Below are 26,085 nucleotides of genomic sequence, written 5' to 3' on the forward strand. Positions count from 1 at the left end.
GCGGTCCTGTCAAAGATCGCTGCACCCTTGCCGGGGGCTAATAAAACCGCATCTACTGGGCGCAACCACGGCGGCAAGGGGGCCTGATCCATGTGCAATCTCTATTCCCTGACCAAGGGCCAAGACGCGATCCGCGGCTGGTTCGACGGCATCGATGACCAAGCGGGCAATCTGCCGCCGATGCCCGGCATCTACCCCGATTACAGCGCTCCCGTGGTACGCGGCGGCGCGGAGGGCCCGGTGCTCACCATGATGCGGTGGGGGATGCCCTCGCCGGCCTTCGCGCTCAAGGGCAAAAAGACCGACCGCGGTGTCACCAACGTGCGCAACATCGGCTCGCCCCATTGGCGGCGCTGGTTGGGGCCGGAGCATCGCTGCGTCGTGCCCTTCACCAGTTTTTCAGAGCCGCACAACCGCCCCGGCCAGCCCTCGCGCCCGGTCTGGTTCGCGCTCGACGAAGACCGCCCGCTGGCGTTTTTCGCCGGGATTTGGACGCAGTGGACCTCCGTGCGCAAACTCAAGGACGGTGAGACGACCGACAACCTCTATGGTTTTCTGACCACCGAGGCGAATGCCGAGGTCGGCGCGGTGCACCCCAAGGCGATGCCGGTAATCCTGACCTCGCCCGAGGCCGTGCAGGCGTGGCTGAGCGCCGAGACCGCCGATCTGCCCGCCTTACAACAACCCCTCCCGGATGGGACATTGCAGGTCATCGACCCCGAGGATTAAGCCGCCTCCGCCATCATCCGCGCGGCCATGGCGAGATCGGAGCGGAACTGCGCCTCGGCTTCCTCGCGCCGCGCCGGGTCCGGCACGCGCAAGAGGTAGGACGGGTGCAGGGTGATCAGCACCGGGATGCCCTCGGGCCCCGCCTCAATGCTGCCGCGCCGCTTGAGAATGCCCGTGCCCTTGCCGGTCAGGCTCTGCGCCGCCGTGGCACCCATGGCGAGGATCAACTTGGGCTGTACCTGCGCCACCTCGGCGTTGACCCACCAGCGACACTGATCGATCTCGGGTGTCTCGGGGCGCTGGTGGATGCGGCGTTTGCCGCGGGCGGTGAAATTGAAGTGTTTGACGGCATTGGTGACAAAGGCGGCCTCGCGGTCGAGGCCAGCCTCTGCCGCCACCCGGTCGAACATCTGCCCGGCGGGGCCCACGAAGGGGCGTCCCGCGAGATCCTCCTGATCGCCGGGCTGTTCGCCCACCACCATCAGATCGGCATTCCGCGGCCCTTCGCCCGGCACGGCTTGGGTGGCGTGGCAGTGTAGCGGGCAGCGGGTGCAAGCGCGGATGGCCGAGGGGAGTTCCTCCATCGGGCCATCCCAAGCGGAATCGAAGGCCGAAAGCTGCGCCTGCACGCGGTCCATGCGGACGGGGGGCAGGGTGGGCGCGGCTTCGGCCATGGCGCGGGCGCGGGCAGGGGCTTCGGCGATCATCTGCGGGATGAAGGCGGCCTCGGGCATGTTTTTCCAGTATTTCTTGGGCATCTCGGATTGCATCGCCTTCACCATCAAGCGGGCGGGGTTAAAGATGTTTTGGAAATAGGTGATCCACAACTGCTCGCCTGCGTCCTCGGGGAGGTCGGGCTTGGCATGGCCCTCTTGGAAGGTGAGTTTGCCATTCTCGAAAATCGCCGAGACATCTGGCGTGAGAATGCGCCAGTCCATATCCGAAAACCGCCGGACGAAGAAATCCGCCGTCGGCTCCACCGTGTGATGCGTGGGCTCGAACCAAGCCGCGAAACTGCGGCGCGGCGCATCGGGAGCGCCGATCTCGCGGAAGCGGACGAAGGCTTTCATCTTGTGCTGGCAGCGACGGACGTTCTTCTCCATCCCCCGCAGCACGGCGAGGTCCGCATCGCCCCGATCCGCCATCAGATGCGGCGCGTCCTTCACCCGCCACAAAAAGGCATAGAGCCGGGCGAAACGCTCGGGATCGCTGTGCCAGACGGCGGTTTCGGCCATGGAGATAAAGCTGCGCGGGACCGAGACCTTGCCCCCCGACGGCGTGGCACTTTCCCCGCCAAAAAGATCGGGTGCCGCCGCGTGGTCGCCCCAGAGGATTTGCTCCGGCGGCACACCCGCCGCCAGAAATCCGCGTGCGGCTTCGCGCCATACCTTGGCCGTGCCGATGGGGGACAGGGTGACGTGGTGCATCAGAAGAGCGTCATCTGTTCAGGCGGGGGGGCGAAGCGGGCGCGCAGGTTGGCGCTGTCAGTGAGGCCCCCGGGCGTCCAGCCCCCGGCGGTGGTGAAGGCACGGGCCTTTTTCATCGAGGCGCCCATGCGGGTGAGGTCTTCGTACCGCAGACTGCGGTGCCGCCGTGTGGCGAGGATGCGGGTCACCGTTTTCACGCCAAAGCCGGGCACCCGCAGCAACATTTCGCGGCTGGCGCGGTTCACGTCGAGGGGGAAGTGTTCGCGGTGCACCAGCGCCCAAGCGAGCTTGGGGTCGATTTCGAGGTCGAGGTTGCCGTCGCGGGTGACAGAGGTGATCTCGTCCAATTGAAAATCGTAAAACCGCAGCAGCCAGTCGGCCTGATAGAGCCGGTGCTCGCGTTGCAGCGGCGGGCGGATCAGCGGCAGTTTGGCGGAACTGTCGGGGATCGGGGAGAAGGCGGAGTAATAAACGCGTTTGAGCTTGTAGCTGGAGTAAAGCCGCGTCGATTGGCCGAGCACCGTGGCATCGTTGGAGCCATCCGCGCCGATGATCATCTGGGTCGACTGGCCTGCGGGGGCAAAGCGCGGCGGGCGTTTGCCTGTATAGGATTTCTCTTTGCCTGCGTCCTTCACCATCCGCACATTGGCCATGGCCCGGCGGATCTGTTCGGGCTTTTTCTCGGGCGCATATTGCTGCACCGCGCTGTCGGTGGGCAGTTCGACATTGATCGACAGGCGGTCGGCCAGACGCCCGGCTTCTTCGATCAACTCGGGCGAAGCATCGGGGATCGTCTTGAGATGGATATAGCCACGAAAGTTCTCTTCGTGCCGCAGCTTGCGGGCGATCTGCACCATGTCGGACATGGTGGCATCCGGCGATCGGATCACGCCAGACGACAGAAACAGCCCTTCGATATAGTTGCGGCGGTAGAACTCGATGGTGAGCTTCACCACCTCATCCACGCTAAACCGCGCTCGGTCGACATTTGAGGACACGCGGTTGATGCAATAGCTGCAATCATAGATGCAGAAATTGGTCATCAGGATTTTCAGCAGACTGATGCAGCGCCCATCGGGGGCGTATGCGTGGCAGATGCCGCTGCCTTCGTTGGAGCCCAGCCCCTTACCATCGCGCGAGTCGCGTTTGGTTGAGCCCGAGGAGGCGCAGGAGGCGTCGTATTTCGCCGCATCGCTGAGAATCGCCAGTTTTTGATCGAGTGTCTGTTTTGCCATGTGTTCTATATATGTTCTCATGGCGGGGGTGTCATTAGGAGAAGTTAACGACGCCGATAAACTGGGCGTGATACCGCCAGTTCGTGCTGTGTATAAGGGCGGGAATGAGCGGGCGCGGTTTCGTTTGACGGATGCGAAACTTGCCGCTACGAATTACATGCAGATACATATTATGCAAATGCATACGAGGGCACCGGGGCACAGATCGCGGGTCTTTGATAACAACTGGGAGACAGACAATGAAAACAACAACCACGCTCAGCGCGGCGCTTTTTGCCGTTAGCACCATCGCCACCACCAGCACTGCCAGCGCCGAGGAAGTTACCCTGCGCGCCGTGTCGGCCTTTACCCTCGGTACTGCTTTCAGCCGTGAATTTGAATCCTTTGTCGATTGGGTCAACGAGAACGGCAAAGGGGTCGTGCAGATCAATATGGTCGGTGGGCCCGAGGCCGTGCCACCGTTCGAGCTTGGCAATGCCGTGCAATCCGGCGTCGTCGACATCGCCAACAACACCACGGCCTATTACCCGAACCTGCTGCCCACGGGCGACGCGCTGCATCTGGCGGAAAACACCATCCAAGAGCAGCGCGAGAATGGCTGCTATGAGCTGGTCGACCGCATTCACCAAGAGCAGATGAATGTCAAATACCTCGGCCATGGCGGCGACGGCATCGGCTATCATCTCTATCTGACGAAACCGATCGACGGGCCGGACCTCAGCGGCCTGACCATCCGCACCACGCCGGTCTATCAGGCTATGTTCACGCAGCTGGGCGCCAATCTGGTGCGCACCGCGCCGGGCGAAGTCTATAGCGCGTTGGAGCGTGGGGCGATTGACGGCTACGGCTGGCCCTCGCAGGGTGTGCTCGATCTCGGCTGGGATGAGCAGACGAAATACCGTGTCGATCCAAGCTTTTACAACGTCGATGTGAACACTCTGGTGAACCTCGACACATGGAACTCACTCACCGACGAACAGCGCGCCAAGCTCGAAGAGGGTGCGGCTTGGATGGAAGAGCTTAACAACGACAACGCCGACCGCAACGCGTCGGAATATGCCGCGCAGGCCGAGGCGGGGATCGAGACCATCACGCTGAGCGAAGCGGATGCCGAGGCTTGGACCAATGCCGCGCGCGACGCGGGCTGGGCTGCGGTGGAAGAGGTGGATGCCGATCTCGCGCAGCAGATGCGCGCCTGCATGACCAAGTAAGCAAAGATGATCTCGATCCTCTTTGACCGGGCACTCCGGGGGCTGGCCGTTTTATCGGCCGGTATCCTCGGGGTGATCGCGGTGTTCATCGCCCTCAATGTGGTGCTGCGCAATCTCGGGTTGCCGGTGGTCTATGGCGCGTTGGATGCGATCCAATATGCGCTGATGATCGCCACCTTCCTCGGCGCACCTTGGGTGCTGTCGATTGGCGGACATGTGAAGGTTGACCTGATCACCAGCAATCTGACCGAGGGCACCTCCCGTGCGTTGACCCGCCTTACCAGCGCCATCGGCGCGGTGACGGCAGGGGTGCTGGGCTGGTACGGGCTGCAAGCGGTGCTGGCTTCGGCGGCGCGTGGCTCGATGATCCGCACCTCTTTTGTGATCCCCGAGTGGTGGATGCTGGCCTTTGTGCCGCTGTCGCTGGGGCTCTGCACCATCATCTTTATCCGACGTTTGCTCTTTCCGGAAACGGCCGAGCGTAGCCTGAGTGGTCTTTGACATGGAATGGGGCCTGATCCTGACCCTTATGCTGGGCGGTTTGGCGGTATTGCTGCTGATCGGCCTGCCGGTCGCATTTGCCTTTATCGCCGTGACCACCGTGGGCGCGTATTTCGTGCTGGGCGGAGACCGCGGCATCCTGCAACTGGCGCGCAATTCGGCGCAGTCGGTGGCGAATTTTCAACTCGCACCGATACCGCTGTTTATCCTGATGGGAGAGATCCTGTTTCAGACCGGGGTGGCGCACCGGGCCATCGACGCGATTGAGCGTGTGGTGACGCGCATCCCGGGGCGCATGTCGGTGGTGACAATCTTTGGCGGCACGATCTTTGCCGCCCTCTCGGGCTCGACCATTGCCAATACCGCGATGCTGGGCGGCACGCTGCTGCCGGGGATGCTGAAGCGCGGCTATCACCCGTCGATGGCCATGGGGCCGATCATGGCCTCGGGCGCGATTGCCATGCTGATCCCGCCCTCGGCCCTGGCGGTTCTGGTGGGCTCGCTTGCGGGCATCTCCATCGCCGGGCTGCTGATCGCGGGTGTGCTGCCCGCGCTGCTGCTGGCGGTGCTCTTCGTGGCCTATGTGGTCGGGCGCAGCTTGCTCGACCCCAAAGTCGCGCCGCCGGATGTCTATGAAGAGATGTCCCTGCGCGAGCGTTGGACGCCCTTTGCAATCTATGTGCTTCCGCTGTCGGTGCTCTTTGCCGTGGTGATCGGCTCGCTGCTGGCGGGCATCGCCACGCCGACGGAAAGCGCGGCCTTGGGCAGCATCACCGCCGTGATCATCGGCGCGGCCTACCGCTCGCTGAGCTGGGCCAAACTGGGCAAGGCGCTGATGGAGACGCTGAAGCTGTCGGTGATGATCCTCTTCATCATCGCTGCCAGCCAGACCTTTGCTCAGGTGCTCAGCTTTTCGGGGGCCACCAACGGGCTGATCAACGCCATCAACAGCTTTGACCCGACACCGCTGATGGTGCTCTTGGGCATGATCGCGATCCTGCTGTTTCTGGGCTGTTTCATTGACCAGGTGTCGATGCTGATGGTCACCGTGCCCGTCTTTGTGCCGCTGGCGAATGCCATGGGGATCAATGAGTTGGTGCTAGGCGTGGTCTATCTGCTGACCATGGAGATCGGCCTGCTGACCCCGCCTTTCGGACTGCTCTTGTTCGTCATGCGCGGCGTGGCACCGCCGGAGATCCGGATGCCGCAGATCTATGCGGCGGTGATGCCTTTCCTGCTGATCAAACTCTTCGTGCTGGCGCTAATCGTCTGGGTGCCAGAGATTGGGACTTGGCTGCCCAGCCTGATGGGCCGGTAGGGAAGGGCTATTTCGCCACCGCTTTGAGGTTCGCCATGAGGTGGTGGAACTTCTCGCCCTGAATGGCCACATGACCGCGCAGCGCCGCCGCTGCGCGGTCAGCATCGCCTTCGGTGAGCGCCGCCACGATGTCGCGGTGTTCGGCCATGGACTGCTTCATTCGGCCCCGCAGATGCAACTGCACGCGGCGGTAAGGTTTCAGCCGGCGGTGCAAGCGCCGGGCCTCTTGCTCCAGAAAACCATTGCCTGAGCTTTCATAGATAAGATGATGAAAACGCTCGTTTTCGAGGTAGTATTCATCCGGGTTTTCGGCATCCAGCGCGGCCTGACAGCGGTCGTTCACGGCGTCCAACTCGGCCAGCGCGGCATCGCTGATCCGCAGCGCCGCGAGCCGTCCGCAGGTGGCCTCGAACTCGGCCATGACCTCGAACATCTCCATCAATTCCACCGGGCCGGGTTGATGCACGAAGGCACCGCGCCGGGGTTCTTGAGTGACCAATCCGGTGGTCGCGAGCTTTTGAATCGCCTCGCGGACGGGGGTGCGGGACACGCCAAAGCGTTTCGCCAGTTTGATCTCGTCCAACCGGTCGCCGTCAGAAAGTTCGCCTGTAAAAACAAGCTGTTCCAACTCCGTGGCGATCTTATCTGCGCTGCGTTCGGTCATGGGGGCAGAGTATCCTTCCACCCAGAAAGTGCAAGATAGATATTCTTGTATACAAGATTGTTGACTCATTATGCAGATCGCGGGAACGTGTTGCCGTCGGGTTCGATTCGTCGACCGGCTTTTCTGGGAGGAATAAAATAATGAAACTGAATTTCGCATCGACCGTCGCTGCTGCCGCATTGATGATCGCCGGGGGGAGCGCCGGTGCTGAGGAGCTGCGCCTGTCGCATCAATGGTCCAACACAGATATCCGCCATGAGGTGGCCAAGATCGTCGCCGACGAAGTCGCCGCCGCGGACGTGGACCTTGATATCAAGATTTTCGGCTCGCAATCGCTGTTCAAAGCGCGCGAGCAATATACGCCGCTGAGCCGGGGCCAGTTGGACATGACGGTGCTGCCCTTGTCCTACGCGGGTGGCCAGCAGCCGGCCTATAACCTGACGCTGATGCCCGGTCTGGTGAAAAACCACGACCACGCGGCGCGGCTGAATGAGTCGCCCTTTATGGAAGCGCTCGAAGAGAAGATGGCCGAAGATGACGTGATGGTCCTGGTGCACGGCTACCTCGCGGGCGGCTTTGTCGGCGCCGATGGCTGCATCACTAAGCCTGAGGACATCAAGGGCCTGCAAACCCGTGCGGCGGGCAAGGCGTTTGAGCAGATGCTGGCCGGGGCAGGGGCTTCGATTGCGTCGATGTCGTCGTCCGAGATTTACAACGCCATGCAGACCGGCGTTCTGGACGCGGCGAACACGTCGTCCTCGTCATTTGTCTCTTACCGGATCTATGAGCAGGCGAAATGCTACACCCCGGCGGGCGATATTGCGCTGTGGTTCATGTATCAGCCACTGTTGATGAACAAATCGACCTTTGAAGGGCTGAACGAAGAGCAGCAGGCCGCTTTGCTTGCCGGTGCCGAAAAGGCGCAGGCGCATTATCTGGAAGAGGCTAAGAAGGAAGACGCGGCCTCCGAAGAAGTGTTCCGCGAGGCCGGGGTTGAGATCGCGCAGATGAGCCAGGAAGATTTCGACGCATGGCGCGAACTGGCGAAAGAGACGTCCTACAAGCAGTTCGTCGAAGACACCCCTGACGGGCAAAAGCTGCTCGACATGGCGCTCGCGGTCGAGTGATCGGAGTGGGGGGCGGTGCCCTGTGCCGCCCCAATCTAAGACCCTGAAAAGAGAGGCGTTTCAATGGCAACGCAGCCGAAGGCCGTGCAGTCCCGCGCGCGCAAAAACTTGTTCGTGAACACCGTGGACGCGATTTCGACGCTGGCGGGCTGGTGCGCCGCCGCGATGATCGTCGTCGCTGTGGGGATCACCTGTCAGATGATCTTTGTCCGCTTTGTGTTGAACCACTCAACGATCTGGCAGACGGAGATGGTGATCTACCTCGTGATCGCCGCGACGCTGATCGGGCTGCCCTATGTGCAAAAGCTGCGGGGGCATGTGAACGTCGATCTGGTGCCGCTGATGCTGCCACCGCGTCTGCGTTTTGGCCTTTGTGTCGTGACCCTGTCCATGTCGATCCTGATCATCACGGTCATGCTCTGGTATGGCTATGAGTTCTGGCATTTCGCGTGGGACCGGAATTGGAAGTCCGACACCGTCTGGGGCGTGCGTCTGTGGATTCCCTATCTGTCGCTGCCCGTCGGTCTTGGTCTGCTGGCGCTGCAACTGACCGCTGACCTTGTCGCCGTCATTCTGCGCATCGACACCCCCTTTGGATTGGAGACCTGAGCATGGATCCCCTCGTACTTGGCGGCCTTGTCGCAGTCTTCACCATTCTGGTCCTGTTTTCCGGCGTCTCGGTGGCCATTGGCCTGCTGATCGTCTCTGCTGGTTTCCTGATCGTTTTCGACGGTGCCCGCTCGCTTGAGCTGATGCCTGAAATCCTCTTCGGCAAGCTCGACAATTTCGCGCTGCTTGCGATCCCGATGTTCATCATCATGGGCTCGTCAATCGCCTCAACACGCGCGGGTGCCGACCTTTATGAAGCGCTGGAGCGCTGGTTGACCCGCGTGCCGGGCGGGTTGGTGATCTCAAACCTCGGTGCCTGCGCGCTCTTTGCGGCGATGTCGGGCTCCAGCCCCGCGACCTGTGCGGCGATTGGCAAGATGGGCATCCCCGAGATGCGCAAGCGCGGCTATCCGGACGGCGTGGCCGCAGGCTCCATCGCGGCGGGCGGCACGCTGGGCATTCTGATCCCGCCGTCGGTCACGATGATCGTCTACGGCATCGCGACTGAAAGCTCGATCGGGCGGCTGTTCTTGGCGGGCGTTCTGCCGGGGCTGCTGCTGGTTGGTCTGTTCATGGCGTGGTCGCTTTATTCCACCGCTAAGTCCGGCAACCGTGATCTGCTGAATGTGACACCTTACACATGGCGCGAGAAGTTCGAGATTCTGCCGCGGGTGCTGCCCTTCCTGCTGATCATCCTCGGCGTGCTTTATGCCATGTATGGCGGCATCGCGACCCCGTCCGAGACCGCTGCCGTGGGCGCGCTCCTTTGCCTTGTGATCGCGATGGTGATCTACCGTTTGTGGAACCCCAAAGACCTCTGGGTCGTGCTGCGCGACAGCACACGGGAAAGCGTGATGATCCTGTTCATCATCGCCGCCGCCGGGGTGTTCTCTTACATGCTGTCGAGCCTGTTTATCACCCAGTCCATCGCCGAATGGATCGGCACGCTCGACATCAACCGCTGGTTCCTGATGGGCGCGATCAACATCTTCCTGCTGATCGCCGGGTTCTTCTTGCCCCCCGTCGCGGTGATCTTGATGGCTGCACCGATCTTGCTGCCGGTGATCGTGACGGCGGGCTTTGATCCGATCTGGTTTGCCGTGGTGCTGACGATCAATATGGAGATCGGTCTGATTTCCCCGCCCGTTGGCCTGAACCTCTATGTCATCAACGGCATCGCGCCAGACATTCCGCTCAAGACGATCCTGCTCGGCTCGCTGCCTTTCGTGGCCTGTATGGTGCTGGCGATCATCCTGCTTTGCCTGTTCCCGGGCATCGCCACATGGTTGCCTGACCTCGTGATGGGGGCCGCGATATGAGCCTGTTGGCCGATCTGCTCTCAACCGTCTTTGACCGCTCGCGCCGGGCCGTTCCGGCGGGGCAGTGGGACAACCGCGCAATGGAGGAACTGGTGGCCGATCTAATCGGCAACCGGGGCGAGGTGCGCGGCATGATCCTCGCGCGGCAAATCCTCGACCGCTACGCCGCGATGACGCAGGAGGAAAAGCGCGGATTCTTCCTGCATCTCGCCACTGGGTTGGACATCAATCCGGACCGTGTGCGCAGCACTTTGCAGGACTATGAAACCGCCTCCTCCAAGGCAAGCTACCGCGCTTTCATGGCCGCCTCCGAGCCGCCACGGCAGGAGTTGGTGCGTCGGTTGAACCAAGTGCCGGGGGCGACGGGCAGTCTGGTGGCGATGCGCAACGATCTGCTCGCCATGACACGCGAGGAGCCGACGCTGGCAGCTGTCGACCTCGACTTTCGCCACCTGTTTTCCTCGTGGTTCAATCGCGGATTTCTGGTCCTGCGTCCAATCAACTGGGAAAGCCCGGCGCATGTGCTGGAAAAGATCATCGCCTATGAGGCCGTCCACGCCATCGACAGTTGGGACGACCTGCGCCGCCGGATGCAGCCCACAGACCGGCGCTGCTTTGCCTTTTTCCACCCCGCGATGCCCGACGAGCCGCTGATCTTTGTCGAAGTGGCGCTGACCAAAGGCGTGCCGGGGGCGATCAGTCAGGTGCTGACTGAAGACCGCGATGTGCTGAAGGCCGAAGAGGCCGACACGGCGGTGTTCTACTCCATCTCCAACTGTCAGGCGGGGCTGGCGGGGATTTCCTTTGGCAACTCGCTGATCAAACAAGTGGTCGATGACCTTTCCCGTGAATTGCCGGGGTTAAAGACCTTTGTGACCCTCTCGCCGATCCCAGGTCTGACCGCGTGGCTGGAAGAAGAGGGCGTGAGCGAAGAGACCGCCCGCGCCAATCTCGCGCCCCTGACCGCACGCTATCTGTTGCAGGCCAAACGCCCCGGCGGCGCGCCGCGTGATCCGGTGGCGCGGTTCCATCTGGGCAATGGCGCAATGGTCCACGCAGTCCATGCAGAGGCTGACCCGTCGACCAACGGCCAGAAACAGTCGTTTGGCGCGATGGTCAATTACCTCTATGACCTCTCCGCCGTGGCGCAAAACCACGAACGCTTTGCCGACAGCCACGAGGTCGCCGCCGCGCCGAGTGTCGTGGCGCTGGCACGCGCTGCCGAGAAAGCCGCCGAAAAGGCTGGCGATAAGACCGACACCAAAGGAGCAAAGTGATGGCAAACCCCCTTTACGATACATTGTTCGGCCGTCACGCCGGAAAGACCACGCCGTTCCTGCATCTGGCGGGTGGGGTGACGCTGACCCACGCTGGCTTCCTGTCGCGTGCGGCGCGTTTTGCCAATGTGCTTAGCGATCTAGGGCTGCGGGCAGGGGACCGGCTGGCGGTCCAGATCGACAAATCCCCCGATGCGCTCGCCGTCTATGCCGCCTGTGCGCAGGCAGGGGTGATTTTCCTGCCGCTCAACACCGCCTATACCGCCGATGAGGTCAGCTATTTCGTGACCGACAGCGGGGCCGCGGCCTTTGTCTGCCAGCCTGCGCGGCGCGATGAGATGGCCCCGGTGGCCAAAGCCGCGGGCACGCAGTTGGAAACTCTTGGCGCCGATGGTGACGGCAGTCTGGCCGCCCGCGCCGATGCCGCCGAGGATAGCTTTGACACGGTCGAGCGCAGCGGCGATGACCTCGCGGCCTTCCTCTATACTTCGGGCACAACCGGGCGTTCCAAGGGGGCAATGCTGACGCAAGCGAACCTGCTGTCCAACGCAGAAACGCTGGCCGATCTGTGGCAGTTCACCGCCCAAGACGTGCTTCTGCATGCCTTGCCGATCTTCCACACCCACGGGCTCTTCGTGGCAACGAATGTGACGCTGGTCGCGGGCGGGGCGATGGTCTTTATGCCCAAGCTCGACATTGACCAGATGATCGAACACATGCCCCATGCCACCGCAATGATGGGCGTGCCGACCTTCTACACACGGCTCCTGGACGACGCCCGCTTCACCCGCGACGTGGCGGACAATATGCGGCTTTTCATTTCCGGCTCCGCGCCGCTGCTGGCCGAGACCCATGTCGCATTCGAAGAGCGCACCGGCCACCGCATCCTTGAGCGTTACGGGATGACCGAGACCAATATGAACACCTCCAACCCCTATGAGGGCGAGCGCCGGGCAGGGACCGTGGGCTTCCCGTTGCCGGATGTGGAGCTGAAGATCACTGACCCGAAGACCGGGGAAACCCTGCCTGACGGCGAGATCGGCAGCATCGAAGTGCGCGGGCCGAATGTGTTCAAAGGCTACTGGCAGATGCCCGAAAAGACCGCCCAAGAGCTGCGTGAGGACGGGTTCTTTATCACCGGCGATCTGGGGCGGCGCGATGCGGATGGCTATGTCACCATCGTCGGGCGCGACAAGGATTTGATCATTTCGGGAGGCTATAACATCTATCCCAAAGAGGTCGAACTGCTGCTCGACGACCAGCCCGGCGTGCTGGAAAGCGCGGTGATCGGCGTCCCGCACCCTGATTTTGGCGAAAGTGTCGTCGCGGTGCTGGTGGCTAAGAAGGGGGCGGAATTGGACCTCGCCCAAATCGCTTCGGATCTGGGCGGGTCGCTGGCGAAGTTCAAACAGCCGCGCAAGCTGATCGTTCTGCCGGAACTGCCTCGCAACACGATGGGCAAGGTGCAGAAGAATGTGCTGCGCGAGAGCTACAGGGATTTGTTTCAGTAGGGCGCCAAAAGGGGGGGGCAGTGCGATTGCCTGCCCCTCAGTTCGGGGTGGATCGAAAGCCGCAGGTGATTGACACCGCCAGATGCAAACCGCACCACATGACTATGAAAGTCTGGTTCACCATTTTAGCGCTACTCTGGGCGCAGGCCGCTTGGGCAGAGCCTCCAGACCGTCAGTGTTCCAGCACGAAGTGGGGCCAATCCCACTGCATCCGCAGTGCCCATTTCGTCTATGACACCTGCAATGCTATCGCTGTGTTCTCCGAACGCCACGGCCTGAACCGCGACTTCTTCGCGCGCCTGATCTGGCAAGAGAGCCGCTTTGATCCCAACGCGCTGAGCCATGCCAATGCGCGCGGCATTGCGCAATTCATCCCCTCGACCGCCGCCCTGCGCGGGTTGGTCGATCCCTACAACCCCGCCGACGCGCTGGAGCATTCCGCGCAGTACTTGGCCGAAATGGCGCGCCGTTACGGCAATGAAGGGCTGGCGGCGATTGGCTACAACGGCGGCGAACGCCGGGTCGAAGGTTTCCTGGAAGGCGGAGGGCTGGCGGATGAAACGATTGCTTACGTCCCGATTATCACAGGTCTGGACGCGGAGGCTTGGCGCGACACGCCGCCCGAGAACCCCGATTTCCGCCTGTCAAAAACGGAGGACTTTCTGTCTGCCTGCTACGCCATGGGCAAGGCGCGACGGCTGACCCCACTTAAACTGCCAGAACCACCACTCAAACCATGGGGTGTGCAGATTGCCTTTGGCAAATCAAAGGCCAAGGCGCAGGCCGCTTACGCGCGGCGGGTCGCCCAGTGCCGCTCGCCGCTGTCAGGTGAAAAGCCGGACTACATCAAGGTCAAACACCGTGCCAGCGGGCAGAAGGGTTTTGTTATGGCGCGGGTCGGACGCAACAGTCGCGCGGCAGCTGACAAGCTCTGCGCCTCGGTCCGGGCTTCGGGCTGCCCCTGCGCTGTCTACGCGAATAAATAGGGCTGCTCAGGAACGGTGAGCCCTAAGAGCTTCCGGCACCGCGATCAGCAGCAAAAGGGTCGCAGCGATAATAAAAATCCAGCTCCCGACAAACTGAAACAAGAGCGCTCCACAAAGACCTCCGACGGTAAAACAGGCGAGGGTCAGACTGTGCAGCCAAAGCTTCGGCGTCGCGTCTCGCCGGGCCATCTCATCTCCCGCTAACGCGGCCAGTTCGATGCCGATATCGGTCGCCATTCCGGACACATGGGTCGTGCGGACCCGCGCCCGCGAGATCATCGTCGTGACAGCGTTTTGCAGCCCCATGACAAAGCTAAGAACGATGACCAGAAAGGTCTCGTGTTCGGCGGGCGATGACATGACGAATGCAGCGCTAACCAGCAGAAGAATAATGGCCTCGGCGGTGATTGCCAAAGCGTAGATTGAGCGGAGCTTCCGGCGTTCACCAGCTTGGATCGCAAGCGCCACCATTCCGGCGCCGCCTATAAAGGCAATGACCAGCCCCAAAAAGGAAAACGCGATCAGAAACGCGCCACCCGCGAGCAGATCCGCAAATGCCGAGATGTTGCCTGTCATATTTGCTGTGAACGAACCGGCGATAAGGAACCCGACGGCGTTCAGCGCACCCGCGACCGAGGAAAGCAGCCCTGCAAGAACCAGATCGATATTCGTGGTGCGGGCATCACCGACTTTGATCAGCATCTCTCGTCCTAGTATTCAGATCTCAAAGAATGGCACTGCCCCTATGCCCGCGCAACTATCGCTGACATTCAGACAAACGGCAACAGAACCGCTGAGCATAGCAGCCCGCTCTGCGACAAACTGGCCGCAAATGCCCGGTTTCGCTTGAGGTTCTGACATTTTTTCGACAGAAGGTGATGACCTTTCAGTCCGATAGATCAGGAGTTCGCGTGTCCCTCTTCCTAATCGTTGCCTTGCCCTTTCTCGGGGCGTTGTTGCCCGGATTGATGAATTCCGCAGGCCGTCAGGCCTGTGCAGGCGTGACCTTTATGGTCAGTTTGGTGGCGCTGGTGGGGCTGCTCACACATCTACCAGCGGTACTGGCGGGCGAGTTGGTGACGGCGCGGGTCGACTGGATCCCGGCTTTGGGGCTGAACCTCACGCTGATGCTTGACGGGTTGGGCTTTTTCTTTGCCTGTTTGATCCTCGGTATCGGTCTGCTGATCATCGCCTATGCGCGGTCTTACCTGTCGCGCGACGATCATATGGGCGAGTTTTTCACCTACCTTCTGCTCTTCCAAGGCGCGATGGTGGGGATCGTTCTGAGCGATAACGTTTTAATCTTGCTCATTTTCTGGGAGCTGACCTCGCTCTCGTCTTTCTTGCTGATCGGTTATTGGAAGCACCTGCCCGAAGGCCGCCAAGGAGCGCGTATGGCGCTGACGGTAACCGGCATGGGCGGGCTGGCGATGATCGGTGGCATGCTGCTCTTAGGCCAGATCGTCGGCAGCTATGACCTGAGCGTGATCTTGGAAAACCGCGATCTGATCCAAGCCTCGCCGCTTTATCTGCCTGCGCTGATCCTGATCTTGCTGGGCTGTTTCACCAAGTCCGCTCAGTTCCCGTTTCACTTCTGGCTGCCGCATGCCATGGCCGCACCAACGCCGGTCTCGGCCTATCTGCACTCTGCCACGATGGTGAAGGCCGGCATCTTCCTCATGGCGCGCATGTGGCCGGTGCTGTCGGGCACGCCGGAGTGGTTTGTCATCGTCACCACGGCTGGGCTGATCACCATGGTGCTCGGCGCGGTGATTGCGCTGTTCAAACATGACCTGAAGGCGTTGCTGGCGTTCTCGACCGTGAGCCATCTTGGCCTGATCACCATGCTCTTGGGCACGGGCACGGCCTTTGGCGCGCTGGCGGCGGTGTTTCACATCCTCAACCATGCGACCTTTAAGGCGGCGCTGTTTATGTCGGCGGGGATTGTGGATCACGCGGTGCACACCCGGGACATCCGGCGCTTGGGTGGGTTGCGGCATCTAATGCCGGTGACCTTTGTGATCGCAACGCTGGCGGCGCTGTCGATGGCGGGGATCCCGCTGCTGAACGGGTTCTTGTCCAAAGAGATGATGCTGGAAGAGACCCTGCACACTACGCTGTTTGATATGCCATGGCTGGTGCCAGGGCTTGCGACCTTTGGCGCGCTGTTCTCGGCGGCCTATAGCTTCCGGCTGATTGGTCATACTTTCCTTGGCAAAGAGCGCGACGACTATCCCGACCACCCGCATGATCCCAAGCCCGGCCTTTGGCTGCCGCCCGCGCTTTTGATCATTCCGGTGGTGGTCATTGGCCTCGCGCCCTTCCTCGCCGAGCCTTTTGTCAAGCTGGTGACCGCCTCTGTCTTGGGCGGCGCGGCAGAGATGCCCTCGGCGCATTTCAAAATCTGGCATGGGTTCGGTCCGGCGCTTTATATGTCGATCATCGCCGTGGTTGGCGGGCTTGTCCTGCTGGCGCTCTTCACCCCGCTGCTGCGTGTTTGGGACGCCAGCCCACGGCCTGAGGCCAAGCGCATCTTTGACCGGGTGATCGCTGGCGCGGTTGGCCTTTCGCAAGCGGTATCCCTCCGGCTGCACAACGGCGCCTTTTCGCGCTATGCCGCGATCATGGCGGTGACGGTGGTCGCGGTGGGCTATTACGCTTGGGCCACGGGCACGGTCGGGGCCGCGACCCGTGCGATGCAACCGACGAATGCTGTGCAGATCGCCGGTTGGCTGATGCTGGTCGCCGCCGCCTGCGGCTTGGTCTTCTTGCACCGCAACCGTCTGCTTTCGCTGATCCTCATCGGCATTGTCGGGCTGATCGTCTCGGCCGGTTTTGTCTTCTTCAGCGCGCCGGACTTGGCGATGACCCAACTAACCGTCGAAGTGGTCACGATCATCCTGCTGCTGCTGGCGCTGAACTTCTTGCCCAACCACACGCCGATTGAAAGCACCGTCCTGCGCCGCAGCCGTGATGTGGTGATCTCGGTCGTGGCCGGGCTGGCAACCATGGCGCTGTCCTATCACTATCTGCTGCGCGACACGGTGGCGCCGAGCATTTCGGAATTCCACCTCGCCAACTCCTACAAGGGCGGCGGCGGTACCAATGTGGTGAACGTGATCCTCGTCGATTTCCGTGGCTTTGACACCTATGGCGAGATCATCGTTTTGGGCATCGCGGCCCTGCTGATCTACGCGCTGACCGAGACGCTGCTGTCGGGCCCGGTCCGGGCGCGTTTGCTCAACCGCAAGCCGGACCAGCCGCGGGCAGGGGGCCGGCATCCGATGATGATGGTCGTCATGACCCGCGTGATCATGCCAGTGGTGCTGCTGGTGGGCTTCTACATCTTCCTGCGCGGCCATAATGAGCCGGGCGGTGGGTTTATCGCCGGGCTGATCGTGTCGATCGCTGTGGTGATGCAATATATGGCCAGCGGCTTTGCCTGGGCCTCGGCGCGGCTGCGGTATCCGTATCACGGGATCATCGGCACCGGCGTGCTGATCGCGGGGCTGACGGGCATTGGCTCATGGTTCTTTAACAAACCTTTCCTGACTTCGGATTTCACCTATGTGCGCATCCCGCCCTTCTACAAATTCGAACTGGCCACGGCGGCGCTCTTTGACCTTGGGGTGTTCCTTGCGGTGGTTGGTGCGGTGATGCTGACGCTGGAAAGCTTCTCGCGTCTTGCACGCCGCGCCCATGTGCCGGAAGCCGATCACCCGATGGACATCGACCCATCCCGCGAAGACACAAAGGCGGAGGCATAAAATGGAACTTCTCGTCGCTTCTGCCATCGGCATTCTGACGGCCTCTGGCCTTTACCTCGTGCTGCGTTTGCGGACCTTTCCGGTGATCATGGGCACCTCGCTGCTGACCTATGCGGTGAATGTGTTTCTGTTCGCCTCGGGCCGTTTGACCGTCGGCGCACCGCCAATCCTGACGGATGCTGCGCGCTACACCGATCCGCTGCCGCAGGCGCTTGTGCTGACGGCCATCGTGATCTCATTTGGCATGACCGCCGTGGTGGTGATGATCGCGCTTGGCGCTTATCTGGGTGGCAATGACGATCACGTCGATGATCTGATCCCCGCATCCGACGCGGAGGACCGCACATGATCCATTGGCTAATCCTGCCCATCGTGCTGCCTGCCTTTCTTGCACCTTTCATCGTGCTGGCGGCGCGCTATCACATCACCATCCAACGGGTGTTTTCGCTCTTTGGCGCCGTGGCGCTGATCGCCGTGGGGCTGGGCCTCTCGGTTGAGGCGGCCTCTGGTGAGGTCATGCTCTACCGTCTCAGCGATTGGGCCGCGCCCTTTGGCATTGTGCTGGTGGGTGACCGTCTGTCGACCCTGATGGTCACGCTGACCGCCGTTCTGGCGCTCTTTGTGTTGCTCTACGTCATAGGGTCCAAATGGGACGAACGCGGGCGGCATTTCCACGCACTGTTTCAGTTCCAGTTGATGGGCATTATGGGCGCTTTCCTGACGGGCGACCTGTTTAACCTCTTTGTGTTTTTCGAAGTGCTGCTGATCGCCTCCTACGGGCTGATGATCCATGCGGGTGGCACGGTGCGGCTGCGGGCGGGGGTGCAATATGTGCTCTATAACCTCTTGGGTTCGACGCTGTTCCTCTTTGCCCTCGGCGCGATCTATGCCGAGACGGGAACGCTCAACATGGCCGATCTGGCGCAGCGCGTGGCGCTGATTGATCTGGGCGAGACTGTGGGCATCCGCATCGCCGCCGTGCTGCTGTTGATGGTCTTCGCGATCAAAGCCGCCTTGGTGCCGCTGCACTTCTGGCTGCCGTCGAGCTATGCCGAAGCGCCCGGTCCGGTGGCGGCACTCTTCGCGATCATGACCAAGGTCGGCGCCTATGCGATCATCCGCGTCTATACGCTGATCTTCCCGCCGGAACTGGCGGCGACCGCCGATCTGCACACCACATGGCTGCTGCCTGCGGCGCTGCTGTCGTTGGCGCTCGGCATGGTCGGGGTCTTGGCGGCCAAGCAGTTGGACCGGTTGGTGGCCTTCTCGGTCATCGGGTCGATGGGCATGGTGATGGTGGCGATTGCGCTGTTTACGCCCGAAGGGATTGCCGCCGCGCTCTACTACATCGTGCATTCGACGCTGGCGGCCGGGGCGTTGTTCCTGATCTGCGATCTGGCGCGGGCCGGGCGGGCGAACCTTGATCTGACGGCGCAGCCGCAGGTGGCGGGGGCGCGACTGACCTCGGCGATGTTCTTTGTCGCGGCGATTGCGATGGTTGGTGTACCGCCCTTATCGGGTTTTGTCGGCAAGCTCCTCATCATGGATGCAGCGGTGCAGAACCCATACATGGTCTGGATCTGGGCCGTGATCTTGGGCGCCAGCCTGCTGAGCCTCGTGGGCTTTGGCCGCGCCGGTAGCACGCTGTTCTGGAAGGCCCGTGCCGTGCCGGTTGACGAAGACGCGGAGCCGACGGCGGCCCCCGGTGTGCTATGCTATGTGGGGGTCGGCGGCCTGCTGGCGCTGCTGGTGGCCCATACGCTGTTGGCCGGTCCGGCGACGGCCTATGCCACAGCGATCTCGAAACAGTTGTTTGGCCCGGAGCGCTATCTGACCACCGTGCTGGAAACCCCCGGCAAGCTGTCAGACGGCAAAGAGGAGGATCACTAAGATGATGCGACCATTCCGCTGGCTCTTTCCACACCCGTTCCTGACGATCCTACTCTCTGCGGTCTGGATCCTGCTGCAAAACGAACTCAGCGCCGGGATGTTGGTCTTTGGCCTGATCCTTGGCATTGTGATCCCGATCCTTACCGCCCGCTGGTGGACAGACCGGCCCCAAGGCATCCGCCCGCTGCGCATGATTGCCTATGTGTTGCTGGTGATTTGGGACATCATCGTCGCCAATGTGCAGGTGGCGTGGATCATTCTGACGAAATCCAACGCAAGCATGAAACCGGCTTGGGTGGTCATCCCGCTCGACCTGCGAGAGCCTGAGGCGATCAGCATTCTGGCGGGCACCATTACGCTCACCCCCGGCACTGTCTCGGCAGACCTGTCCGACTGTGGTCGCTACCTGCTGGTGCACGCGCTCGACGCCGAAGACCCCGATGCGGTACGTGATGACATCAAAGACCGCTATGAACGCCGGCTGAAGGAGATTTTCCTGTGACCCAAGCGAATGAACTGCTCACGATGGCGCTTTATGGCGCGCTGACAATGGTCGCGATTGCGCAGATCATGGCGATGATCCGGCTGTGGATCGGTCCGGGCACCGGGGACCGGATCCTGGCGCTTGATACGATGTTTATCAACGCCATCGGCTTGATCGTCTTGCTGGGCCTCTTGCAGGGCACGCAAATCTATTTCGAAGCGGCATTGATTATCGCCATGTTGGGCTTCGTCTCGACCGTGGCTTATGCCCGTTTTGTGCTGCGCGGAGATATTATCGAATGAACCCCGAGATCATCGCCACCTATGCCGTTATTCTCCTGCTGCTGATCGGCAGCTTCTTCATCATTGTCGCGAGCATCGGCTTGCTCAAACTGAGCGACCCGATGACCCGGCTACACGCGCCAACCAAAGCCGGCACGCTTGGGATCGGTGCCTATCTGCTGGCCGCGGTGGTCCATTCCTTTAGCGTTGGCGAAGGATCGCTGCACGAGTTGCTGATCATGGCCTTTATCTTTGTCACTGCACCGGTTTCTGCGAATTTCATGGCCAAGGCCAATATCCACCGCCGAGATTGCGCGCTGCAAACGCCGGAGCTGCCGGATGGGGACACTTGGGCCACGCTGAATGTGCCGGAGGAAGACCGCGAGGTCGAAGGCCCCCATACCTGAGCGGTTTGACCGACCCCATCCAACTCACGATCAAGCGGCCAAGAGCAATCTTGGCCGCTTTGCCATGTGCAAATGGTGGAAACCTGAAGGCAGCAGCATAGGTTAAGCGTCGGCCCGCCGAACCAATGCCAGAAAGGAGCCCGCTCTATGCGTCTCGCCTCGATCTTGCTGTTTACCCTCATGCCACTCGCCGCGCTGGCCCAAGAGCGCGCGGCTTTGGTGATCGGCATGGGCGACTATGAAAATGCCGAGGATCTGGACGGCCCGCGTGCAGATGCGAAAGCGGTCGGCGCCGCGCTGGAAGAGTTGGACTTTGACGTGACCACCTTGATCGACATGCCGGGGGCGGACCTAAAGCAGGCCATATCGGACTTCGCATTTCGCGCCGAAACAGCTGAGATCGCGCTGGTTTACTATGCTGGCCACCGCCTTGCGGCAGGGGGGCAGAATTTTATTATCCCGGCAGATGGTCCACTGGCCCCCGTGACCGCGCTACGCGAACAGGCGGTCGCCTTGCCCTCACTGATGCGGGCTGCCGGAAAGGCGCGCCACATGCGGATCGTGGTGCTTGATAGCTGCCAAGCCGCACCCCTGCAGAGCGTGGCACCCCTGACGCCGCCGGAGCCACGCGAAGGCACTTTGGTGCTGACGTCTGGCCGGGCAGGAGCTTGTGACAGTGGCGCAGAAGGGCCGGGCATTTTTGCCAAGACCTTGATCGACGCCTTGTCGCAGCCGGATGTGGAGATCAGCGTCGCCTTAGACAGGCTAAGGGCCGACCTGCGCAGCCGCACGGGCGGCGAACTTGCGCCTCGGCGCTTTGGCCAGTTAAAGGCCACACCCTATTTCCTTGCGGGCGGGCCAGAGGATGAAGATCAGGGCCCCGGAAACGACCGTCGTCGGACATGGTCGCGCTTGAATGATGCTCAGGCCACTGAACTCGCAGCGCTGGCCAGCCAAGGAGACAGCCGCGCTTTGCTTGCCTCGGCCTATCTCCAGCTTAACCCGGACGATCCCCGTCACGACCCCGCCGCAGCCGCTGAAAGCCTGGAGCGCGCCGCGCGTAGCGGCTCAGCAGAAGCGCGGTACCAATTGGCGCAGCTCTATGAAAAAGGGCAAGGTGTGCCGGAGGATAAGGACCGTGCGCTGGCGCTTTACGCAGAGGCCGCGGAGGAGGGATATGCGCCGGCGCTGAACGACCTCGGTTTCATCCATTTGCAAGGCGAATTGGGGCAGGAAGCGGACGAGGAGCGCGCCCGAGACTATTTCCGCCGCGCGGCAGACCGGCGTCACCCGGCCGCCATGTTCAACTACGCAGCGTTGATCGACGACGGGAAAGTCGAGGGACGCGGCGCGCCGGATGCGGCGCTCTACCTCTACCGCGCCTTGCGCGGAGGGGATGCGACATTGCTGGACCTGATGACCGACGAGTCAGAGCTTTTCAACAGCGAGACCCGCAAGGCGCTTCAGCGCAAGCTGGCGAGCGAAGGGTTCTATGACGGGCCGATTGACGGGGATTACGGGCCCGGCACGCAAGCCGGTATCCGGGCGGCCTACACCGGAGGGGAGCCTGCCGAACCCGAAGCTGACGGCGCTGAAGTGTCTGAACTTACAGTCGATAACGGTGAGACTGTAGCCAAGGAGGAAGAGGGGGAGGTCGCAGAGGTCGCTTCTGCCAGCACGGCGGAGGCAGTGTCGGAGGAAGCATCACAGGAGACGGAAGAAACGCCACAGACGGGCGCGGAGACTTTCACGCCTGACGCCACCCCCGAACCCGGTGCAGACGAAGACGTGACCCCGGTGCTGCGCCCGCAACAGGCCGCGCGGGACTGATCCCGCAAAACCATTGGTATTGGTTCTGGGCCTGCTTTAGATTGGCAAAATTAAATCCGGTTGCAATATCACCGCTGATGGCTTTTGATTGGCGCATCAGTCAATAAAAACTTCTCTGGGGAGAGACACCAATGAAAAAACTGCTTACGACATCCGTTCTGGCAATGACCGCCGCGACTTCGCTGGCCGCCGCCGAATGTAACGAAGTCACCTTCTCCGACGTTGGTTGGACCGACATCACCGCCACCACCGCCGCCGCTTCGGTCGTGCTGGACGCGCTTGGCTATGACACCGAGACCAAGATCCTTGCCGTGCCGGTGACCTATACCTCGATGGCGGCGGGCGACATTGACGTCTTCTTGGGCAACTGGATGCCCACCATGGAAGGCGATATCGCCAAATACCGCGAAGAGGGCAGCGTCGACACCGTGCGCGCCAACCTTGAAGGCGCGAAATACACGCTGGCTGTCAACAAGGCCGCCGCTGACATGGGCATCAAGACCTTCGCCGACATCGCCGCCAATGCTGACGCGCTGGAAGGCAAGATCTACGGCATCGAGCCCGGCAATGACGGCAACCGCCTGATCCAGTCGATGATCGACGAAAACGCCTTTGAGTTGAAAGACTTCGAAGTCGTCGAATCCTCCGAGCAGGGCATGCTGGCCCAAGTCCAGCGCGCCACGCGCAAAGAAGAGCCGGTTGTCTTCCTTGGTTGGGAGCCGCACCCGATGAACGCCAACTTTGAGCTAACCTATCTGGAAGGCGGGGACGATTACTTTGGCCCCGATCTGGGCGGTGCGACGGTCTATACCAACACCCGCGCCGGTTTTGTTGAGGAATGCCCGAACCTCGGCAAATTCCTGAACAACCTCGAGTTCACGCTGGAGATGGAAAACGAGATCATGGGCGCGATCCTTGATGACGGTGAAGAGGCCGAAGAGGCCGCCGCTGCTTGGATCAAGGAAAACCCCGAAGTTCTCGACACATGGCTCGCCGGTGTGACCACCGTGGACGGCGGCGACGCGATGGAAGCCGTCGCTTCGCTGAAGTGATCCGCACGACATGATGAAAACGGCCCGTCCCAGCGTTTGGGGCGGGCATTCTCATGCGCAATTCTCCAGAGTTGAAGGACTGACATGGACTGGCTGACCGAAAACAAGATCCCCGTGGCTGATGTGGCCGAACGCGCGCTGGATTGGCTGCAAATCAACGGGGCGTGGTTCTTTGACGGGCTGTCCGAGGCCATGGAATGGCTGATCGACGCGATCCTCTGGGTGCTGCAAACCCCGCATCCGCTGATCATCATTGCGGTCTTTGCTGCGATCACATTCGCCATTCAGCGCAACTGGAAGACCGTGGCCTTCGTGGTGCTGGGCTTCCTGTTCATCCTCAACCAAGATTATTGGGAAGAGACCACTGAAAGCCTGACGCTGGTGCTTTCGGCCTGTGTGGTCTGCATGGGGCTGGGCGTGCCGATTGGCATCGCGGTGGCGCATCGGCCTAAGCTCTATGCGTTGGTCGCGCCGGTTTTGGACCTGATGCAGACGCTGCCGACCTTTGTGTATCTGATCCCCGCCATTGTGTTTTTCGGCATCGGCATGGTGCCGGGCCTGATCGCCACGGTGATCTTCGTGCTGCCCGCGCCGATCCGGCTGACGCAGCTGGGCATTTCCTCGACCCCCAAGGCGCTGCTTGAAGCCGCGCAGGCCTTTGGCGCCAAGCCGCGCCAGACGCTTTGGAAGATCGAACTGCCCTATGCGCTGCCGCAGATCATGACCGGTTTGAACCAGACCATCATGCTGTCGCTGTCAATGGTGGTGATCGCCGCACTTGTGGGCGCAGACGGCTTGGGCGTGCCGGTGGTGCGCGCCTTGAACCAAGTCAATACGGGCTTGGGATTTGAATCCGGGTTGGTGATCGTCGTCGTGGCGATCATGCTCGACCGTATCCTGCGGGTGGGGCGGAAATGACTAAAGCAGTAGAATTCGACAATGTGTCCATCGTCTTTGGCGACAAGCCAGAGAAGGCCCTGCCGTTGATGGACGAAGGCCAGAGCCGCGCCGAGATTGAATCGGCGACGGGGCAGGTGCTGGGTGTGCATGATTGCTCGCTGAGCGTTGAGAGCGGCGAGATCCTAGTGTTGATGGGGCTGTCGGGCTCGGGCAAGTCCACGCTGCTGCGCGCGGTGAACGGGCTCAACCCGATGGTGCGCGGCACCGTGCATGTCCACGCTGCGGACTGGACCTGTGACGTGCATGCAAGCAGCGCCGCCGAGTTGCGGCAGGTGCGGCGGGAATGTGTGTCGATGGTGTTCCAGCAGTTCGGTCTGCTGCCGTGGCGGACGGTGCGCGACAATGTGGCGCTTGGGTTGGAGCTTTCCAATGTACCGAAAGCCGAGCGGTTGGAACGTGCGGATCGACAGTTGGCGCTGGTGGGGCTGAGCGATTGGGCTGACCGCAAGGTGGGTGAGTTGTCGGGCGGGATGCAGCAGCGCGTTGGTCTGGCGCGCGCCTTTGCCACCGAAGCGCCGATCTTGCTGATGGACGAGCCGTTCTCCGCGCTTGATCCGCTGATCCGGACGCGGTTGCAGGATGAATTGCTCGACCTTCAGCGCGAGTTGAACCGCACGATCATCTTTGTGAGCCATGACCTTGACGAAGCGTTCAAACTCGGCGGGCGGATCGCGATTATGGAGGGCGGGCGCATCGTGCAAATCGGCACCCCGCGTGAGATTTTCTCGAACCCGGCGTCGGACTATGTGGCGGAGTTCGTGGCCAATATGAACCCGCTTGAGGTGTTGACCGCCCGGGACGTGATGGGGCCGGTTGATGGCGTTGGTACGCAGGGCGAGACCGCAGCGGAAAGCCCGGTGCGTGATCTGATGGACCGGCTGCGCGGGCCGGATGCGGCGATTGCTGTGATGGAAGACGGTGCACAGATCGGCACGGTCACGGCGCATAGTATTGTGGATCGGTTGAAGGCTTAAATCGACACTCCGAAAGTGTCCCGCCCGGCGGCACGCCGGGCAGCGCCGACCCGCCCCCCAGGGGCGGCGCTTTCTGCGCCACCCCGCGGGTCTGCGCTGCCCTTCGTGGTTGACAGCTAGCGTTGCTCCGCAGCGGTCTCCGTCCCCAGCGTCTTCAGAATCGGGCAATCTGGCCGATCATCCCCCGCACAATCCCGCACCAAAGTGCTCAGCGTATCGCGCATCTCTTGCAGGTCGCGAATCTTAGCCTCGATCTGCGCCAGATGATCCTTCGCAATCGCCCGAACATCGGCACTGGCCCGGTTGCTATCCTCCCAAAGCGCCAGCAGGTTGCGGCAATCCTCGATGCTGAACCCCAGCGTCCTCGCCCGCCCAAGAAAGGCGAGCTTGTGCATCTCGCTCTCTCGAAAGGCGCGGTAGCCATTGGTATCGCGCAGCGGTTTGACCAGCCCGATATCCTCATAGTAACGGATGGTTTTCGGCGGCAGGCCAGTGCGTTCTGCAACTTCTCCGATGTTCATGCGAC

25 protein-coding genes are annotated in these 26,085 nt (G+C 61.7%); 20 read left to right on the plus strand and 5 right to left on the minus strand.

The genetic code is table 11. The annotated features are described in order from the left end of the window. Window positions 1-90: 90 nt before the first annotated feature. Window positions 91-729, plus strand: coding sequence for an SOS response-associated peptidase (locus tag BLS57_RS07625; RefSeq protein WP_093740831.1), 639 nt, complete (start codon window positions 91-93; stop codon window positions 727-729). On the opposite strand, the gene BLS57_RS07630 is transcribed toward BLS57_RS07625, so the two are convergent. Together BLS57_RS07630 and BLS57_RS07635 are read right to left on the minus strand one after the other, a co-directional pair. Next, entirely contained in the window at window positions 726-2,156 is a 1,431-nt protein-coding gene (locus BLS57_RS07630) for a UdgX family uracil-DNA binding protein (protein ID WP_093740833.1), read from the minus strand. The genes BLS57_RS07625 and BLS57_RS07630 overlap by 4 nt on opposite strands. Then, window positions 2,156-3,391, minus strand: coding sequence for a putative DNA modification/repair radical SAM protein (locus BLS57_RS07635; protein ID WP_093740835.1), 1,236 nt, complete (start codon window positions 3,389-3,391; stop codon window positions 2,156-2,158). The genes BLS57_RS07630 and BLS57_RS07635 overlap by 1 nt, the downstream gene beginning before the upstream one ends. Before the next feature lie 239 nt (window positions 3,392-3,630). On the opposite strand from BLS57_RS07635, the gene dctP (BLS57_RS07640) reads away from it, so the two are divergent. The 3 genes from dctP (BLS57_RS07640) to BLS57_RS07650 are packed head-to-tail and all read left to right on the plus strand — an operon-like array spanning window position 3,631 to window position 6,421. Then, the gene (gene dctP / locus BLS57_RS07640) at window positions 3,631-4,602 is read left to right on the plus strand and encodes a TRAP transporter substrate-binding protein DctP (protein ID WP_093740837.1); all 972 of its coding nucleotides are present in this window, start codon (window positions 3,631-3,633) and stop codon (window positions 4,600-4,602) included. A gap of 6 nt (window positions 4,603-4,608) precedes the next feature. Then, a complete protein-coding gene (locus BLS57_RS07645; RefSeq protein WP_093740839.1) occupies window positions 4,609-5,103 on the plus strand; it encodes a TRAP transporter small permease in 495 nt (164 codons plus the stop codon). 1 nt (window position 5,104) lies between these two features. Then, window positions 5,105-6,421 carry a TRAP transporter large permease gene (locus BLS57_RS07650; protein ID WP_093740842.1) on the plus strand — a complete coding sequence of 439 codons (1,317 nt, stop codon included), beginning with the start codon at window positions 5,105-5,107 and terminating at the stop codon, window positions 6,419-6,421. 7 nt (window positions 6,422-6,428) lie between these two features. On the opposite strand, the gene BLS57_RS07655 is transcribed toward BLS57_RS07650, so the two are convergent. After that, window positions 6,429-7,085, minus strand: a complete 657-nt coding sequence (locus BLS57_RS07655) for a GntR family transcriptional regulator (RefSeq protein WP_093740844.1) — start codon at window positions 7,083-7,085, stop codon at window positions 6,429-6,431. A gap of 140 nt (window positions 7,086-7,225) precedes the next feature. Between BLS57_RS07655 and dctP (BLS57_RS07660) the strand changes: the two genes are divergently transcribed. The 6 genes from dctP (BLS57_RS07660) to BLS57_RS07685 all read left to right on the plus strand — a co-directional run bounded on the left by dctP (BLS57_RS07660) (window position 7,226) and on the right by BLS57_RS07685 (window position 13,914). Further along, window positions 7,226-8,212, plus strand: coding sequence for a TRAP transporter substrate-binding protein DctP (gene dctP, locus BLS57_RS07660; protein WP_093740845.1), 987 nt, complete (start codon window positions 7,226-7,228; stop codon window positions 8,210-8,212). A gap of 63 nt (window positions 8,213-8,275) precedes the next feature. Next, the gene (locus tag BLS57_RS07665) at window positions 8,276-8,821 is read left to right on the plus strand and encodes a TRAP transporter small permease (RefSeq protein ID WP_093740847.1); all 546 of its coding nucleotides are present in this window, start codon (window positions 8,276-8,278) and stop codon (window positions 8,819-8,821) included. Window positions 8,822-8,823: 2 nt separating this feature from the next. Further along, window positions 8,824-10,140 (plus strand): TRAP transporter large permease, encoded by a 1,317-nt coding sequence (locus BLS57_RS07670; RefSeq protein WP_093740849.1) that lies wholly within the window; start codon window positions 8,824-8,826, stop codon window positions 10,138-10,140. After that, entirely contained in the window at window positions 10,137-11,417 is a 1,281-nt protein-coding gene (locus BLS57_RS07675; protein ID WP_093740851.1) for a malonyl-CoA decarboxylase, read from the plus strand. The genes BLS57_RS07670 and BLS57_RS07675 overlap by 4 nt, the downstream gene beginning before the upstream one ends. Continuing rightward, window positions 11,417-12,928 carry a malonate--CoA ligase gene (locus BLS57_RS07680; protein WP_093740853.1) on the plus strand — a complete coding sequence of 504 codons (1,512 nt, stop codon included), beginning with the start codon at window positions 11,417-11,419 and terminating at the stop codon, window positions 12,926-12,928. The genes BLS57_RS07675 and BLS57_RS07680 overlap by 1 nt, the downstream gene beginning before the upstream one ends. Before the next feature lie 98 nt (window positions 12,929-13,026). Continuing rightward, window positions 13,027-13,914 carry a lytic transglycosylase domain-containing protein gene (locus BLS57_RS07685; protein WP_244153626.1) on the plus strand — a complete coding sequence of 296 codons (888 nt, stop codon included), beginning with the start codon at window positions 13,027-13,029 and terminating at the stop codon, window positions 13,912-13,914. Between the two features lie 6 nt (window positions 13,915-13,920). Here BLS57_RS07685 and BLS57_RS07690 read toward each other — a convergent pair whose 3' ends face one another. Next, window positions 13,921-14,616 carry a YoaK family protein gene (locus BLS57_RS07690; protein ID WP_093740857.1) on the minus strand — a complete coding sequence of 232 codons (696 nt, stop codon included), beginning with the start codon at window positions 14,614-14,616 and terminating at the stop codon, window positions 13,921-13,923. A gap of 209 nt (window positions 14,617-14,825) precedes the next feature. Between BLS57_RS07690 and BLS57_RS07695 the strand changes: the two genes are divergently transcribed. The 10 genes from BLS57_RS07695 (at window position 14,826) to choV (ending at window position 25,559) form a co-directional block, all read left to right on the plus strand. Next, window positions 14,826-17,681 carry a monovalent cation/H+ antiporter subunit A gene (locus tag BLS57_RS07695; protein ID WP_093740859.1) on the plus strand — a complete coding sequence of 952 codons (2,856 nt, stop codon included), beginning with the start codon at window positions 14,826-14,828 and terminating at the stop codon, window positions 17,679-17,681. A 1-nt stretch (window position 17,682) separates the two neighbouring features. Then, a complete protein-coding gene (locus BLS57_RS07700) occupies window positions 17,683-18,030 on the plus strand; it encodes a Na+/H+ antiporter subunit C (protein ID WP_093740861.1) in 348 nt (115 codons plus the stop codon). Further along, window positions 18,027-19,571 carry a monovalent cation/H+ antiporter subunit D gene (locus BLS57_RS07705; protein WP_093740863.1) on the plus strand — a complete coding sequence of 515 codons (1,545 nt, stop codon included), beginning with the start codon at window positions 18,027-18,029 and terminating at the stop codon, window positions 19,569-19,571. Before BLS57_RS07700 ends, BLS57_RS07705 begins: the two co-directional genes overlap by 4 nt. Before the next feature lies 1 nt (window position 19,572). Beyond that, on the plus strand, window positions 19,573-20,073 hold the full coding sequence (locus BLS57_RS07710) for a Na+/H+ antiporter subunit E (protein WP_093740865.1): 501 nt from the start codon (window positions 19,573-19,575) through the stop codon (window positions 20,071-20,073). After that, window positions 20,070-20,357 (plus strand): K+/H+ antiporter subunit F, encoded by a 288-nt coding sequence (locus tag BLS57_RS07715; protein WP_093740867.1) that lies wholly within the window; start codon window positions 20,070-20,072, stop codon window positions 20,355-20,357. The genes BLS57_RS07710 and BLS57_RS07715 overlap by 4 nt, the downstream gene beginning before the upstream one ends. Further along, window positions 20,354-20,743, plus strand: a complete 390-nt coding sequence (locus BLS57_RS07720) for a Na+/H+ antiporter subunit G (protein ID WP_093740869.1) — start codon at window positions 20,354-20,356, stop codon at window positions 20,741-20,743. The genes BLS57_RS07715 and BLS57_RS07720 overlap by 4 nt, the downstream gene beginning before the upstream one ends. Before the next feature lie 147 nt (window positions 20,744-20,890). Beyond that, the gene (locus tag BLS57_RS07725) at window positions 20,891-22,573 is read left to right on the plus strand and encodes a caspase family protein (RefSeq protein ID WP_093740872.1); all 1,683 of its coding nucleotides are present in this window, start codon (window positions 20,891-20,893) and stop codon (window positions 22,571-22,573) included. 131 nt (window positions 22,574-22,704) lie between these two features. Continuing rightward, window positions 22,705-23,625 carry a choline ABC transporter substrate-binding protein gene (locus BLS57_RS07730; RefSeq protein ID WP_093740874.1) on the plus strand — a complete coding sequence of 307 codons (921 nt, stop codon included), beginning with the start codon at window positions 22,705-22,707 and terminating at the stop codon, window positions 23,623-23,625. Window positions 23,626-23,709: 84 nt separating this feature from the next. Then, window positions 23,710-24,543: a choline ABC transporter permease subunit gene (gene choW / locus BLS57_RS07735; protein ID WP_093740876.1), complete on the plus strand. Its 834-nt coding sequence runs from the start codon at window positions 23,710-23,712 to the stop codon at window positions 24,541-24,543. Next, window positions 24,540-25,559, plus strand: coding sequence for a choline ABC transporter ATP-binding protein (gene choV / locus BLS57_RS07740; protein ID WP_093740878.1), 1,020 nt, complete (start codon window positions 24,540-24,542; stop codon window positions 25,557-25,559). The genes choW and choV overlap by 4 nt, the downstream gene beginning before the upstream one ends. 116 nt (window positions 25,560-25,675) lie before the next feature. On the opposite strand, the gene cueR is transcribed toward choV, so the two are convergent. Then, on the minus strand, window positions 25,676-26,080 hold the full coding sequence (gene cueR, locus BLS57_RS07745; RefSeq protein WP_093740880.1) for a Cu(I)-responsive transcriptional regulator: 405 nt from the start codon (window positions 26,078-26,080) through the stop codon (window positions 25,676-25,678). Window positions 26,081-26,085: the final 5 nt, after the last annotated feature.

Source organism: Sulfitobacter delicatus, assembly GCF_900102535.1.
GTDB lineage: Bacteria > Pseudomonadota > Alphaproteobacteria > Rhodobacterales > Rhodobacteraceae > Sulfitobacter > Sulfitobacter delicatus.

Bases quoted from the DNA above. Each gene is read 5' to 3' on its own strand.
- dctP (WP_093740845.1), top strand. From the start codon at position 7,226: ATGAAACTGAATTTCGCATCGACCGTCGCTGCTGCCGCATTGATGATC.
- BLS57_RS07720 (WP_093740869.1), top strand. From the start codon at position 20,354: ATGAACCCCGAGATCATCGCCACCTATGCCGTTATTCTCCTGCTGCTG.
- BLS57_RS07690 (WP_093740857.1), bottom strand. From the start codon at position 14,616: ATGCTGATCAAAGTCGGTGATGCCCGCACCACGAATATCGATCTGGTT.
- BLS57_RS07675 (WP_093740851.1), top strand. From the start codon at position 10,137: ATGAGCCTGTTGGCCGATCTGCTCTCAACCGTCTTTGACCGCTCGCGC.
- choW (WP_093740876.1), top strand. From the start codon at position 23,710: ATGGACTGGCTGACCGAAAACAAGATCCCCGTGGCTGATGTGGCCGAA.
- BLS57_RS07705 (WP_093740863.1), top strand. From the start codon at position 18,027: ATGATCCATTGGCTAATCCTGCCCATCGTGCTGCCTGCCTTTCTTGCA.
- BLS57_RS07725 (WP_093740872.1), top strand. From the start codon at position 20,891: ATGCGTCTCGCCTCGATCTTGCTGTTTACCCTCATGCCACTCGCCGCG.
- BLS57_RS07645 (WP_093740839.1), top strand. From the start codon at position 4,609: ATGATCTCGATCCTCTTTGACCGGGCACTCCGGGGGCTGGCCGTTTTA.
- BLS57_RS07625 (WP_093740831.1), top strand. From the start codon at position 91: ATGTGCAATCTCTATTCCCTGACCAAGGGCCAAGACGCGATCCGCGGC.
- choV (WP_093740878.1), top strand. From the start codon at position 24,540: ATGACTAAAGCAGTAGAATTCGACAATGTGTCCATCGTCTTTGGCGAC.
- cueR (WP_093740880.1), bottom strand. From the start codon at position 26,080: ATGAACATCGGAGAAGTTGCAGAACGCACTGGCCTGCCGCCGAAAACC.
- BLS57_RS07665 (WP_093740847.1), top strand. From the start codon at position 8,276: ATGGCAACGCAGCCGAAGGCCGTGCAGTCCCGCGCGCGCAAAAACTTG.
- dctP (WP_093740837.1), top strand. From the start codon at position 3,631: ATGAAAACAACAACCACGCTCAGCGCGGCGCTTTTTGCCGTTAGCACC.
- BLS57_RS07650 (WP_093740842.1), top strand. From the start codon at position 5,105: ATGGAATGGGGCCTGATCCTGACCCTTATGCTGGGCGGTTTGGCGGTA.
- BLS57_RS07730 (WP_093740874.1), top strand. From the start codon at position 22,705: ATGAAAAAACTGCTTACGACATCCGTTCTGGCAATGACCGCCGCGACT.
- BLS57_RS07685 (WP_244153626.1), top strand. From the start codon at position 13,027: ATGACTATGAAAGTCTGGTTCACCATTTTAGCGCTACTCTGGGCGCAG.
- BLS57_RS07635 (WP_093740835.1), bottom strand. From the start codon at position 3,391: ATGGCAAAACAGACACTCGATCAAAAACTGGCGATTCTCAGCGATGCG.
- BLS57_RS07655 (WP_093740844.1), bottom strand. From the start codon at position 7,085: ATGACCGAACGCAGCGCAGATAAGATCGCCACGGAGTTGGAACAGCTT.
- BLS57_RS07680 (WP_093740853.1), top strand. From the start codon at position 11,417: ATGGCAAACCCCCTTTACGATACATTGTTCGGCCGTCACGCCGGAAAG.
- BLS57_RS07710 (WP_093740865.1), top strand. From the start codon at position 19,573: ATGATGCGACCATTCCGCTGGCTCTTTCCACACCCGTTCCTGACGATC.
- BLS57_RS07630 (WP_093740833.1), bottom strand. From the start codon at position 2,156: ATGCACCACGTCACCCTGTCCCCCATCGGCACGGCCAAGGTATGGCGC.
- BLS57_RS07670 (WP_093740849.1), top strand. From the start codon at position 8,824: ATGGATCCCCTCGTACTTGGCGGCCTTGTCGCAGTCTTCACCATTCTG.
- BLS57_RS07700 (WP_093740861.1), top strand. From the start codon at position 17,683: ATGGAACTTCTCGTCGCTTCTGCCATCGGCATTCTGACGGCCTCTGGC.